General features: G+C 54.9%; 12 protein-coding genes. 9 read left to right on the top strand and 3 right to left on the bottom strand.

Annotated features, from left to right (window positions below):
- Window positions 1–193: 193 nt before the first annotated feature.
- The 3 genes from PSR63_RS11220 (at window position 194) to PSR63_RS11210 (ending at window position 3,132) form a co-directional block, all read left to right on the top strand.
- Window positions 194–1,123: a DUF1559 domain-containing protein gene (locus PSR63_RS11220; RefSeq protein ID WP_274333325.1), complete on the top strand. Its 930-nt coding sequence runs from the start codon at window positions 194–196 to the stop codon at window positions 1,121–1,123.
- A 109-nt stretch (window positions 1,124–1,232) separates the two neighbouring features.
- A complete protein-coding gene (locus tag PSR63_RS11215) occupies window positions 1,233–1,667 on the top strand; it encodes a carboxypeptidase regulatory-like domain-containing protein (protein WP_274333323.1) in 435 nt (144 codons plus the stop codon).
- A 130-nt stretch (window positions 1,668–1,797) separates the two neighbouring features.
- Entirely contained in the window at window positions 1,798–3,132 is a 1,335-nt protein-coding gene (locus PSR63_RS11210) for a hemolysin family protein (RefSeq protein ID WP_274333322.1), read from the top strand.
- Window positions 3,133–3,207: 75 nt separating this feature from the next.
- On the opposite strand, the gene PSR63_RS11205 is transcribed toward PSR63_RS11210, so the two are convergent.
- The 3 genes from PSR63_RS11205 to PSR63_RS11195 all read right to left on the bottom strand — a co-directional run bounded on the left by PSR63_RS11205 (window position 3,208) and on the right by PSR63_RS11195 (window position 5,787).
- Complete coding sequence (locus PSR63_RS11205) at window positions 3,208–3,843, bottom strand: hypothetical protein (protein ID WP_274333321.1); 636 nt, start codon at window positions 3,841–3,843, stop codon at window positions 3,208–3,210.
- Window positions 3,844–3,945: 102 nt separating this feature from the next.
- Complete coding sequence (locus PSR63_RS11200; protein ID WP_274333319.1) at window positions 3,946–4,815, bottom strand: hypothetical protein; 870 nt, start codon at window positions 4,813–4,815, stop codon at window positions 3,946–3,948.
- Window positions 4,816–4,818: 3 nt separating this feature from the next.
- A complete protein-coding gene (locus PSR63_RS11195) occupies window positions 4,819–5,787 on the bottom strand; it encodes a PAAR domain-containing protein (protein WP_274333317.1) in 969 nt (322 codons plus the stop codon).
- Between the two features lie 122 nt (window positions 5,788–5,909).
- Between PSR63_RS11195 and PSR63_RS11190 the strand changes: the two genes are divergently transcribed.
- The 6 genes from PSR63_RS11190 (at window position 5,910) to PSR63_RS11165 (ending at window position 12,497) form a co-directional block, all read left to right on the top strand.
- Window positions 5,910–7,139 carry a leucine-rich repeat domain-containing protein gene (locus PSR63_RS11190; RefSeq protein WP_274333315.1) on the top strand — a complete coding sequence of 410 codons (1,230 nt, stop codon included), beginning with the start codon at window positions 5,910–5,912 and terminating at the stop codon, window positions 7,137–7,139.
- Window positions 7,140–7,156: 17 nt separating this feature from the next.
- Window positions 7,157–8,179, top strand: a complete 1,023-nt coding sequence (locus tag PSR63_RS11185) for a hypothetical protein (RefSeq protein WP_274333313.1) — start codon at window positions 7,157–7,159, stop codon at window positions 8,177–8,179.
- Window positions 8,180–8,407: 228 nt separating this feature from the next.
- Window positions 8,408–9,415, top strand: coding sequence for an SPFH domain-containing protein (locus PSR63_RS11180; protein ID WP_274333311.1), 1,008 nt, complete (start codon window positions 8,408–8,410; stop codon window positions 9,413–9,415).
- A gap of 67 nt (window positions 9,416–9,482) precedes the next feature.
- Window positions 9,483–10,391 carry an SPFH domain-containing protein gene (locus tag PSR63_RS11175; protein WP_274333309.1) on the top strand — a complete coding sequence of 303 codons (909 nt, stop codon included), beginning with the start codon at window positions 9,483–9,485 and terminating at the stop codon, window positions 10,389–10,391.
- 16 nt (window positions 10,392–10,407) lie between these two features.
- Window positions 10,408–10,827, top strand: coding sequence for a hypothetical protein (locus PSR63_RS11170; protein ID WP_274333307.1), 420 nt, complete (start codon window positions 10,408–10,410; stop codon window positions 10,825–10,827).
- Window positions 10,828–10,934: 107 nt separating this feature from the next.
- On the top strand, window positions 10,935–12,497 hold the full coding sequence (locus PSR63_RS11165; protein ID WP_274333305.1) for a glycosyltransferase family 39 protein: 1,563 nt from the start codon (window positions 10,935–10,937) through the stop codon (window positions 12,495–12,497).
- Window positions 12,498–12,692 lie beyond the last annotated feature (195 nt).

Genomic DNA, 12,692 nt, shown 5'->3' with positions numbered 1-12,692 from the left:
TCGCTTCGAAGTTCACGGGGGAAATCGGCGTTCTATGGGCCGTAAACACATAGGCCGCCCTGGATGGGAGACTCTCAGTCCAAAAAATTTCTCATGAAAGTTTAAATTCTTGACCTAAATGGGATTTCAACCTAATTTAGGGGTTTGGCATACCCTCTCTATTATGTATTTCCTAATCTGAAGGAACCAACTCATGTTTATTAAGTGCTTGAAACACCGTGGGTTCACGCTCGTTGAACTCTTGGTGGTGATCGCGATCATTGGCGTATTGATCGCCTTGTTATTACCGGCCGTGCAACAAGCCCGCGAAGCTGCCCGGCGTATGCAATGCAGTAACAACCTCAAACAAATTGGATTGGCACTGCACAACTACCACGACACGTTCCAGAACCTTCCACCGATGGTAATCTCTCCGGTCGGTGATCCCGATGACATGGGGAACGGGTCGGATACCGTCGAGGGCTGGGGCTGGGCCGCGTTCCTGCTGCCGTTCATTGAGCAAGGCGCTTTGCATGAGCAAGCAGGCATCACCCAGGGCAATCATCTCGAAAACGAACTGACCGATACCATGTTGGTACCCGTCGAAGGATATCGTTGTCCTTCCGACACCGGGAAGACGGTTGGTGACTCCGCCCAGCGTTTTCTCAAGGGGGGCGGGATGAACTACGCCGTCTACAATCACTCTCGTTCTGGCAATCTGAACAATGGCGATGCTGGTTTCTATCGTCACAGCGGACGCAACTTCCGCGATGTCGTCGATGGCCTCAGCAACACCTTGGCCGTGGGCGAAAGCTGCTCGAAACTGAATGGTCAGACGATGAGCTTGAAGTCGTGGGCTGGTTGTCAACAAAGCTTGGGTGGCAACTGCATCGACGAGTTGGCGATCTCCGGACGTTGGCCTATTAATGACAACACAGGCACAACCGATCAGAAAGGGGAAGCACTCAGCAGCCTTCATCCTGGCGGAGCGATGGTCCTGAAATTTGACGGCAGTGTTCGCTTCCTATCGGAAAACATCCAGTTCATCCGATCGGCCGCACCCAACAACAACACCAGCGCGATCGACAGCATCTACGAGTACCTGATCTGTGTCGACGACGGCAATACGATCGGCGAATTCTAACGCAGTCAGCAACTTCGAGTAACTTCGCCGGATGCCCCATCTTGTATGGGCGTCCGGCAGTTTGCACCCACCTCCATTTATCGCACTCCCCACCTAAGGAACGAGCGACATGCTACGACTCTCGGTTCATCACCGATCTTTTGGCTTCCTCTTGCTGGTGGCACTTGCCACAACTTGCGCCGGTTGCTTTCAATCGAAGCCCGCCGATCAGCCAGATCTGGGCGAAGTCTCTGGCAATGTGACGCTAGATGGATCGCCTCTGGCCGACGCCACGGTTTCGTTTCAGTCGGTTGAGCTAGGACGCCTGGCTTCCGGCAAGACCGATGCTCAGGGACACTATGAGTTGAACCTGCTTAACGATACGAAAGGTGCCGTGGTCGGAGCCAACAAGGTCCTTATCACCACGGCTCAACCCGGCGACGATGCGGTTCCTGGCAGCGCCAAACCAGAAACGTTGCCCAAGAAGTACAACGACAAGTCAGAGCTAACCGCGGACGTCAAAGAAGGCTCGAACGAGTTCAACTTTGATTTGCAGTCTAAATAGCTTGGCCAGCTGGTTTCTTTTTCGGTCTCTGCGGTTTTATCTTCTCAGGAAGAATGCGAAAGTGTGGTAGTAGAGTTCGTAGCAAACGCTTCGATGAAACGACCGGTACCTCACATCAAGACGCAGACCAATGGGAACGTTCGAACTACTCGTCATCGCGTTGATGATCGCTTTCAACAGTGTTTTCGCCGCCTATGAGATTGCCCTGGCATCGATTGGACTAGGTCGACTACATGCGTTAATCGACGAAAAGCGGGGCGGAGCCGCTTCCGCTTTGCGGATGAAAGACAACATGGAAGCCAGTCTGGCGGTGGTGCAGTTGGGTATCACGTTGGTGGCCGCCGTTGCCGCGGCCACCGGTGGGGCAGGGGCCGCCGAGAAGGTTGAGCCGATGCTGATCGAGTCAGGCTTCTCGGAAACAGCTGCCGCCTTGTTGGCGATTACCTTGGTCGTGGCACCGCTAACGATGATTACCATCCTGTTCGGCGAACTGGTTCCCAAGGTATTCGCGCTGAAGAACAAGGAATGGATCTGTCTGAAACTCTCGCCACCGATGGAGTGGTTTTCTTACGCCGTCTGGCCGGCCGTCTGGTTCTTTGAAAAGTCCGTTACGGGAATCGTCTCGCTGTTTGGCAGTCCTCAGGGGGAAGACGGAGAAATCTCGGAAGCGGCCATTCAAGAACTGCGTGGGGCGGCATCGCTGGCACGTATCAGTAATCTGATCGGGCGTCGCGAGGAAGGAATTATCGTAAGTGCATCCAGGCTCTCGGCTACGCCGGTGTCCGATATCATGCTGCCGGCCCAGTACATGGGCATGTTGTCAGCGGAAGAAACCATGGAGAACGCGTTGCAATTGGCCTATCAAACGATGCACACTCGGTATCCGGTTACGCAGCAAGCCGGCAGCCCACAGCGAATCACCGGATACGTCAACCTTAAGGATATCGTGGCTGAAGAAACGCACGGAGGCGAGAATCGGAAGGTAAGCACGTTGACCAGGCCAATCATTTCGTTCGCGGCGAAAGCTTCGGTTTCCGAATGTCTCGAACGGTTGATGCGTGAACGTCAGCACATCGCCTTGGTACGTGAGAACGATCGCGTCATCGGGATGGTGACTCTGGAAGATATCGTCGAAGAGATCATCGGCGAAATCCACGACGAGTTCGATCGGCTGCCGACCTACGTTCGTCGCTCCGGCGAAGGCTGGATCGCCGGAGGTTTCGCCTCGCTACATCATCTGCAACATGTGACTGGTCTGACGCTTGAGCCTGCCAGCGAAAAACCGGTTTTGAATGTCAACGACTGGATTCTGGAACGTCTCACCGATCCGCCCACCAGCGGTACGACCATCGAAGACGAAAACCGTCGCATTATTGTTCGCAAGACCAAAGGAGCATTGGTTCGCGAAGCCTATATCTACTGTGTGGCTGAGAAAGACTCGGAAACGGAAGCTGCTTCCGAGTAGGACGTCAAGAGAAGCCATTCAGCATCCTGACCGAGACGCACGCGACGTGTCGGTCAGGTTTTTCATTCGCTCAGGCTACTCGATCAAACTCTCGATCACTTCGATGAGTTCTTCCCGCTCAAGTCCTTCCGCTGGAAGCTCGAGGAGTTTCATTCGGATCAATCGCTTGATGGCAGGGTTCTGAGATGCATCCAAGAAGTCCTCGAGAACTTCTCGCCGCTCTCGCTCATTGGGAACCAGTTCTGGCAGGCGTTCCAGTGCGAACGCAGCACTGAGCACGGGATCGCCGGCAATCCTGGCTTGGGTTGCGACCCGTTCCATGTGCAGCTTGTGCATTTCAAAGTCGAGACGGTGTCCTTCCAACATCATCCGGTGATGCTCGCGTTCCATCTGTTCGCGTCGCTGCTGCTCGAACGCCTCCGCCATTTCGCCGCCACGTGGTCGAGGCCGGTCAAATTCTTCGGCACGTCGTTCTGCCTCGCGACGCATCTCATCACGTTCGCGTTCCGCGTTGCGGCGAATCTCATCTCGCTCGCGTTCTACGTCGCGACGAAACTCTTCTCGTTCGCGCTCAGCTCGTTCACGCTGCTCCAATTCTCGTGCTTCCAGTCGTGGAATCTCTTGAGCATCTGCCGTAGATGGCATGACTGCTGGGATCAAAAGCCCTGTCAACGACAACAAACCGACAGACATACGTATTGAAACCATCATGATCAGGCCCCTTGGTTGCAAAATGGAGGTGGTACTTTCCGTTTGTTCTACCAGTGCCGGAAGTGATTTGGCAATCTTAATAGAAGTTGTTGATTGTAAATCCTAGGCAAACTCCGGCTGCCAGAACCGCATCATCCGTTGGACGGTATTCACATCGCAGCCGAAATGATAAAGCGTTTGATGTTTCTTATCGATGATGACAATCTGCGATAGTGGGGGCATCAGTTCGGTGAAGACATCCTCTGGCAGGTCGGTGCAATAAGTAAGCACCGCTTCTTTCAAGCTCAGACTTCTTCGCTGGGAGTTCGCCTCGATCCAGGTCGTCAGCATGAACTGAAAGTGAATTAAGAAGTCGGTCGCCGGGTGATTGGGATGAAGCGCTAGGAAAACACTTTCCGAGAGCCCCATTTCCTGGTTGTAGTCGGGAATCGTATCGGCCAGGTTCCAGCGTGAATAAAGCTTGTATTGCAGCGACGACGTGTCTTGTTCGTAACACGGTTCCATCCGCTGACAGAAGACTCGCTCGGTGACCGAAACGTTCGCCAGGTCGGCGTTGATCAGCATATTGGTCCAGGTCAGAAAACGACCGGTAGCGCTCGCTTCGTAGGTGAATTTGTCCCAATCGATGTTACGAACCCGGGTAAGTGGCAAGTCCGACTCCGTGGGAATCGTATCCACGATCGGTCGGGCATGCGCCGGCAAAGGAGCCTTTTCGTAAAGCTCCAAGTACCGCTCGGCTGCAATCGCGATCGGCAAAGGAAAGGCTTCACGATCGAGCACATGCCGAATGACCAGATCGTCCCGCAGTGCCGGGTCAGGCATGATCATATGCTGATACGTGCGCTGTCCCAGGTCATCGACCTCTTTGAGGCAGATCGAACGAACTTCCTCTTCAAGCCCTTCGACGGGTTCTTCCAAGCAATCGTAGAGGATATCCAAGGCGTCCAGCATTTGGCTTTCAATATCGAGCATCGCTTAAATTCCCAAGATGCCTGAGTGGTGTTCGTCTGCGTTATCTTGTGCTTGACCGGCAGCAGCACTTGCTCGGTCGATCTTGTCGCCCGCCTTGGCGACTTTGCTGGCAGCATGTGTGACCTTGGCTGCCTTGCCTGCTTTTCCGGCCTTCGAAGCGTCGTCCAACGCATCGTCAACTTTGGAAATCGCATTGGCGTTGCGTGCCCCGGTCAGGGCCGCATCGTCGACGGCATCGTTGGCCTTGCCCATCACGGCAATCGATGCCAGGCTGCCAGCCAAGTGGGCGTAGTCGTTCGCATTGCCACTGGCCAAAGCAGAGCCCAGCTTGGCCAGGCCGGCTGCCGGATTACCGTCCCCCATCTGGTCGCACGTCTTGTACAAGCTGTACGCGCCGTAAAGGGCCATCGCGGCACCGACCAGTTCTGGATTCGCCCCCAGGGCGACCAGCGCCGTGCGTGCGGCGAACATCTCTAGGTTCTGCTTGTTCGCAAGGCCTTCGAACAAGCCTTTGCTAAACGCGCCGACCAGTGACGGCAGGTGCAGTTTCTTCAGCTTGGGAACGGTCAAATGCGGCAGTTCCAGCGAGATGCTTGGTACCGGGATATGAATCTCGGGCAAGCTGATAGAAAGGCCCGGCATCGATGGCAAGCTGGGTATCGACGGGATCGTCGGCGCCCCGCCCATCTCGCCGATCATCACTTGAGGAAAGCCCATCGTGATGGTGCCACCATGGGCACACATGTCTCCCATCCGAGCCGCCGGCATCCCTCCGATGAAGACAGTCGGCGAACCCATCGCGATCGTGTCAGGCGGGCCAACACACGTGACCATGTCTCCCACGCGCGCGGCTGGCATGCCACCGATCAGCACCGTTGGACAGCCCAGCATCACCGGTCCACCCACATGCGGAACCGGCCCGGTACTCATCGGGCAGGTATGCATATCAGCGATCCGAGCAGCAGGCGGCATGACATTCCCAGCAAAGCGTGAAGAAAAACGACTGAGAAAGGTTAGGTCACCCGAAAAGAGCAGGGGGTGGGCAAACCACAAAATCTTCGCAGACGATCGTTACATTCGGTACGATCAGATGTATGAGCCCCACAACTGACAAGCCGAAAAGCCCCAAACGCCGCTGGCTAAGCGTCAGCTTGCGTAGGATGGCGGTTTTGTTGACGGTCGTCTGTCTCTTCCTCGGGTGGATCGGGCCGAAGTGGGTCGAGGCAGAGCGGGAAAAGGTAGCCGTTGAGAAGATCGCGACCGCTGGGGCGATGATTCAATACGACTATCAAGAGGACTGGGAGAATGGCGACCCAGATCCCGTACCGCGTGGGGCGTTCGTCTTGCGTTATTTGTTGGGCGAGCATATTCTCTCCCGAGCTACCACGGTCTACTTTTATCCCGGAAGTAAACCGAACGAAGCGGCGGATCTCCTGCCCGAACTGACGCAGCTTCGCACTGTAACGTTCGGTACCGATGTCGAGCTAACCGATGCAAGCGTTGAAGCGATGGTGGGATGCGAGAATCTGACGAAGATCTGGATGGCCAGCGGCGTGTTCTCGGCAAATCAGCTGGCAAAGTTGTCGAGCGTGAAGTCCATTCAACACTTGAGTCTCTGCGATCGATCGGCCTCAGATGCTTGTCTGCAACAGTTACACCAGTTCCCGAATCTAAAGTCCTTGTCGATCGACAGTAGGCTGACGACCGATATTGGTATTCAAGCGATTGCCGAAGTCTCGTCCTTGGAATCCTTGGTTGCCAGATCGATACCCAACGTCACCAACGAAGGGATCTCGCCACTGCATCGGCTCAAAAAGCTAAAGAAGTTTCATATCCCCTACAGTGCTGGAACGAATCAACTAACCGAAGCTTGTCTTCCCGATATCTTGCAGATACGTTCTCTCGAGGATCTCGATTTAAGCTTTTACAAGACACGCGTCGAATTCGAGCCGGCCCAATATTCTGAGTTCGAGTCGCTGAGCCATCTCAAGAAGTTATCCCTGCGCCACTCGAATATCCAAGACGAAGCGTTACTACGCATCGGAACACTCGCGCAACTGGAAGAGTTAAACGTCGGCTGGACTGACATCACCGATGAAGGACTTGCTCATCTGAAGAATCTGGGTGAACTTCGCGTCCTGAATACGTTTGGGACGCGTATCACTCACGAAGGCGTGCGAAAGCTTGAGGCCTTACCATCGCTGGAAAACATTAGCTTCGATGCCCGCGAAGAACTCGAGATCGATACGCTTCAGTCAATCGGATTCAGCCCGGCAGATCCGATCAAAGACCGATGGACCTTCGTTCGACAGCTTAAGCCCTAGGTTTTGCAAAACGTGTCATGACAGAAGACAACCATCCAAGCCCGAAACCCAAACGCCGCTGGCTACGCTTCGGCTTGCGTGGGCTGATGGTGCTAGTGCTGCTGCTTTCACTGCCGATGGGCTGGATTGCTCGGGATGTCTATCGATCCCAGCGTGAAGATGAAGTCGTGGCGGCTGTCGAGAAAGCAGGAGGCTTCGCATCGTACGATTATCAACAGCTCAACCTATGGAATGAAGTTCCCCATCCGCCTGGTCCTTGGATTCTGCGGAAACTGTTTGGCGATCATATCCATGCATACGTTGACTACGTCACCCTCATGGAGCCGGACGAGGTCAACACGCTGATTCCCATGCTGGCCAATTGTCATCGGTTGGAGTACTTGGAACTTCACGAGGCCGTGCTGAGCGATCAATCGGTCGAAACCATTGCCCAGATGCCCAAACTAAGAGAGCTCGCGCTGATCGGCACTTCCATCACCGTCGATCAGATGCGGCAGCTGTCGCAGGCACCGGCAATGAAGTCGATCACCCTGGAAGGACCGACGGCCTCGGACGATTACGTGGAACTGCTACCGCTGTTTTCTTCGCTAGAAGACGTTGCACTGAGCCAAACGACCGTCACCGACCGAGGCATGCAGTCGCTCGGACAACTTTCTGATCTGAAGTCTGTAAGTATCGAACAAGCACCAGCGGTGACGAACGATGGCTTTGCGGCCCTGGCCAATTGTCCGCAGCTTTCTGACATCTGGGCAGATGGAACGAAGGTCGACGAGGGGTGCATTGATACCCTGAAGAAACTGCCGGAGTTAGATGACGTCTACATCAGTCCCGGTGATCTAGAGGTCGAATTCTACGCTTGGGGAACGATGCGGCTCGATACACTCAAACCTGTGAAGGTCACAGCGGTATTCACGCCCATTTGTGGAACGTGTGCCGTTTTTCAGTCAGAGAAAACCGGACCGCGTATCGTCGACGTCGATACGTATAGTATTTCGGTAAATCGCTACGACGAGGACGAAGTCGAGGACCTGCCACAGTAGCACCGCAAGCTTCTTCTCCCAATATTCTCCATCTACCAGCGAATAACTGGCCGCGCACACGTTAACGTTTCGCGCCATTAAGCTTTCGCGCCGCTTCAACAGGCCCTACAGAGGGGACAACCGTTGCAACCTGCACGCGGCGCGATACGATTCAAAGCGCACGGCTTTTGCGCAGTGCTACAGTTGAACACAACAGCATCTGGCCGCAGACATCTCGGGGGAAACATCATGACATCGTTTTTGGTAGGGCTCGTACTCGGGCTCTCAGCCTACGTCTTTTTTCGCGTCATTTTGACGGCGTTCTACATCATTCCGCCTGACCAGCGGGCCGTGATCACCACGTTTGGCCGGGCCGATCGCTTGAGCGAAGACTTTGTCGAGCCGCTGGACGATCCGAATCTGACTGAAGACGAGAAAAAACGGTACACCTACCCCAAGGTCCGCGTCGTCGGCCCTGGCGGTCCTTACTTCAAGATGCCGTGGCAGAAGGTGCACAAGGTGAGCGTCGCCACCCGTAGCGTCGACCTGGTATGGGACCCCACGAAGAAACAGGAAACGATTGAAGCGGTGACCAAGGATAACCTGACGACCGGCGTCAACGGGCAGATCCGCTACCGCGTGAGCGAGAACAACCTGTACGCGTACCTGTTTGGTGTGGCCAGTCCGCTGGAACACATCATGGGTTACTTCGTGAGTGTGCTTCGCGAACGCATTGCTACGTTCAGCGATCCTAAGGGAGCCAGCTTGCTCGCCAAGCCAACCGATGATGAAGATGACGATGAGGCGCAAACCAGCGTCTACCTTACGGAAGGGGTCTCAATCAACGACCTGCGTAAGAATCTTCCGCTGTTGAACTCGTACATGGAAGAACAATGCCGCTGCACGCCAGGTCGTTATGGTGTCGAGCTCGATGCGGCGTTGATCACCAGCATCGATCCGCCACCGGAAGTCGACCGCGCTTTGTCGGCCATTAACAGTACCCGCAACCAAGTTGCCGCCGACCTGAGTACTGCCCAAGCCGACGCCGAACAACAGATCACGATGAGCAAGCGAGCCGTTGACATCGCCTCGAATAACGCTCAGGCCGAAGTGGCCCCGCTGCGAGAATTGGGCCGAACGCTTACGCAAATCAAACAGGAAGGTGGCTCGACCGCCTTGCATGCCTACATCCGCGACTTGAAAGTACCGCTGCTATCCCGCGCGGTCAGTGTCGTTCAAACCCGAGAAGAAAAGTGATGTCGCTCTCTTCGCTGAGGTGACAAAAGACTGAACACAACACAAATCAAATACGCGAGATTCAATCATGTTTTTCTTTGGCTTATTCGTCGGTCTGGTAACCATTCCGATTCTTTTGAAACTGGCCACCAGCTTCGGCTTGTACGTTATCGTTCACGAGTGCGAGGCCCAGGTCTACACACTCTTTGGTAAAGTCCTCGGTACGATCGACGAACCAGGCTTGCACCTGCCGATCTCGAAGTTCGGCCTGGGTGCGTTGCTTGTCCCGTTTTTTGGTAAACGCCATGTCGTCAGCACGGCGCTGCGTCAGCATTACCTCCGTGGTCAGATGGTCAACTCGGAAGAAGGCACACCGATGGGTGTCGGTCTGTGGTACGAGATGGAAGTCAACGACCCGGTCGCTTACCTGTTTATCAACACGAACCCCGAAGGCTCGCTTCAAGCCAACGTCGCTTCCAGTGCGATCAGCACGCTGAGTAACCTGGAAATGGACAAGATGCTGGAAGACCGTCACAGTCTGAGCCGTACGGTTCGCGCTACCGTGTCCCCTCTATCCGAAAAATGGGGCTATCGACTCGGTTCGGTCTACATTCGGAAGGTCTTCTTCACTGACCTGCAGATGGTGCACAACATTACCGACAAGGTGGTCAAACGTCTGATTCAGGTCACCAGCGCCATGAAGCAGGACGGTGAAAACCGCGTCGGTTTGATCAAGAGTGAAACGGCCAAGGAAGTCTCGCAAAAGATGGCCGAAGCCGGTGCGATGCGTCCAGATATCGTTGGTAAGATGTTGAATGAAATCGGCAAGACCGATCCCGAGATTCTGGAGTCGGTGCTCGAGGTGATGGAAGTTGAGAAACTGCTCAACTCGAAGGCCGAGGTCAGCATCATCCCACGCGGCGCCAATGTGATGTTTAACCTGAACAGCGGCAACGGGAAGTCAAGTGGTACCCAATACGTTCAGGCCGAGAACTAAGTAGGCGTGCAGAACCATGCGAGACGATGAATTCCGGCATGATGCCCTGAAAAGTTCCGACGGCTTGAACGCTGTTACGATCTACAAGCTGCTGGCCGGGACGATCCTGATTGTGATGGCCGTTGGTTTGGGCATTTACGTGGCCAACGCAACGCTCGAAGTGATCTACGGAGAGGTGCCTCCACCGCTGATCGCTCGCATCCAGGACATCGCAGCGGAAAGAGCTGCCGCTGAGGCTGCCAATCAAAACGTCCCGGAGATCAAACTGGCTCCGGACCTGGTGCAGGCGCTGCTCTACGCATTGACTTTCTTCCTGCTGACTATCCCCATCATGGTCGCTTCGATGCTGATGGGAGCTGGCGTCAAACTGATGCAGGGAGAAGCCAACGAAGCGATCGCAATGCTAGCAGAGCGATTGAAGAAGTCGGAATCGTAACGCCGCACGTAGGCCACAATCCGATCGATCTTTCCCTGCCAGCATCCACTTGGTACCCTTCCTGCGAAACTGGATAGCACGCCACTCGCAAGGATGGGGAATTACGGATGGATTTGGAAGCTTCGTCGTCGGTTTGGACGCGTTGGTTCTGGCTCTTTGCGCTGACGCATGTCATCGTCTGGTCGCTGATGCCCATTCTGACCGCAGCGAATGCCCCGTTGGATACGATCGAAATGATCTATTGGGGCAACCAATGGCAGTGGGGCTATTACAAGCATCCTCCTCTACCGGCCTGGTTAGCAGCTGGAACGAGTGGCTGGTTCAGCGACCCTGCCTGGGCTTCGTACATTGTCGCTCAGGCCTGCATCTTGGCTTGCATTTGGGCGGTATGGGAAGTCGTTCGCGATCGGAATAAGCCCTGGATCGCACTTGCTGCGGCCGCACTGTTGGAAGCTTGTGCGTTCTACAACTACACCACGATCGAACTGAATAACAACATGGTCCGCCGGGCCATGACCGCGCTGACCGTGGTGTTTCTGTATTGGGCCATCACCAAGGGACGCTTGGCCTACTGGACTGCCGCTGGCGTGTTTGTTGCGCTGGGACTGCTTTCGAAGTACGATCACGGCATGCTCGTCTTGAGCCTGGTCGCGTTCGCCGCAATCCATCCTCAAGTTCGCGGTCTGTGGAAAACGCCGGGGCCGTACGTGCTAATCGGCGTTTCGCTTCTACTGTTTGCCCCGCATGCATGGTGGATGATCGAGAACGACTTCATCACGCTCAAGTACATCCAAGATCGCACCCAAACTGAACCGAATGCCTGGAATCATCTGATCATGCCGGCCAAGTTCCTCGGAGAACAACTTGGCGCGATTGCCGGGATGTTGATCGGATCGATGGCCCTACTCGGGTTCATCTGGAAGTGGCGAACTAACCTCAGTGATGAAGACCGCCTGGCACGCGACTACCTATTGGCGGTTGTGGTCGGACCGCTATCGATCGCTGTGTTCGCTTCTTTGGCAACCGGCGGTCTGATTCGCAGCATGCTCGGAGCACCAATCTGGATCTTCTTGCCGGCACTGTTGGTCATGTGTTTCGAGCGTCGTCGCCAAGACCCGCTTACCTGTGGCCGCGTTGCCGTAGGTTGCGCATGTCTAAGCATTGTGTTTGCCATTGTGGTCGGTACACGTAATACCTACGGAACCGCGATGCGCGAGAAGTACCTGCGCGTCGACTACCCCGGTGATCGACTGGCGGACGAGGTCCAACTGCGCTGGCAATCGGTCGCCGATGCGGGGCAGCCTCCCACGATCGCGGGATCGTGGTGGCCAGCCGGGAATGCCTCGGTGTATGCCGATCGGCCGATCGACGTCTATCCCGAATGCGATCCCCACTTCGCACCATGGATCGACGAATCCAAAATCCAAGATCAAGGTGGTGTCATCGTGTGGGAGGATCCGGACGACCAACCTGCTCATATTGCACAGTGGCTGTCTCGCTTCCCGACGGCAATCGTCCAGAAACCGATTGAAATCCAGCATGTGAAAGCTCCTGAGATGACCCCTCTTAAGATTGGTATCGCGGTCATTCCACCGAGCCATATCGGGACGGATAAGATTCCACCTGAAATCGCTACTTCGGCAACTTCAGTGGTGTCAGAAACGAAATAGCTCCCCAATCTGCCAAGCAGGAGTGATACCGCGTGATCGGATCGTTACTCCGTCTTATCAGGCGATAAAGGTTTGCAGTTTATCGCAACGAACAGAATTTCCATGACAAATGCCCTCGTTCTGGCGAATTCTGTTGACCCGATATGCGGAAACGCCGAAACTGCTAGAAGAACTTTTTCATCTTCCTAATCTTTT

This window comes from Bremerella sp. P1 (assembly GCF_028748185.1).
Taxonomy (GTDB): domain Bacteria; phylum Planctomycetota; class Planctomycetia; order Pirellulales; family Pirellulaceae; genus Bremerella.
This window is presented reverse-complemented; position numbering and strand designations above follow the sequence as displayed.

Bases quoted from the DNA above. Each gene is read 5' to 3' on its own strand.
- PSR63_RS11220 (WP_274333325.1), top strand. From the start codon at position 194: ATGTTTATTAAGTGCTTGAAACACCGTGGGTTCACGCTCGTTGAACTC.
- PSR63_RS11215 (WP_274333323.1), top strand. From the start codon at position 1,233: ATGCTACGACTCTCGGTTCATCACCGATCTTTTGGCTTCCTCTTGCTG.
- PSR63_RS11210 (WP_274333322.1), top strand. From the start codon at position 1,798: ATGGGAACGTTCGAACTACTCGTCATCGCGTTGATGATCGCTTTCAAC.
- PSR63_RS11205 (WP_274333321.1), bottom strand. From the start codon at position 3,843: ATGATGGTTTCAATACGTATGTCTGTCGGTTTGTTGTCGTTGACAGGG.
- PSR63_RS11200 (WP_274333319.1), bottom strand. From the start codon at position 4,815: ATGCTCGATATTGAAAGCCAAATGCTGGACGCCTTGGATATCCTCTAC.
- PSR63_RS11195 (WP_274333317.1), bottom strand. From the start codon at position 5,787: ATGCCGCCTGCTGCTCGGATCGCTGATATGCATACCTGCCCGATGAGT.
- PSR63_RS11190 (WP_274333315.1), top strand. From the start codon at position 5,910: ATGAGCCCCACAACTGACAAGCCGAAAAGCCCCAAACGCCGCTGGCTA.
- PSR63_RS11185 (WP_274333313.1), top strand. From the start codon at position 7,157: ATGACAGAAGACAACCATCCAAGCCCGAAACCCAAACGCCGCTGGCTA.
- PSR63_RS11180 (WP_274333311.1), top strand. From the start codon at position 8,408: ATGACATCGTTTTTGGTAGGGCTCGTACTCGGGCTCTCAGCCTACGTC.
- PSR63_RS11175 (WP_274333309.1), top strand. From the start codon at position 9,483: ATGTTTTTCTTTGGCTTATTCGTCGGTCTGGTAACCATTCCGATTCTT.
- PSR63_RS11170 (WP_274333307.1), top strand. From the start codon at position 10,408: ATGCGAGACGATGAATTCCGGCATGATGCCCTGAAAAGTTCCGACGGC.
- PSR63_RS11165 (WP_274333305.1), top strand. From the start codon at position 10,935: ATGGATTTGGAAGCTTCGTCGTCGGTTTGGACGCGTTGGTTCTGGCTC.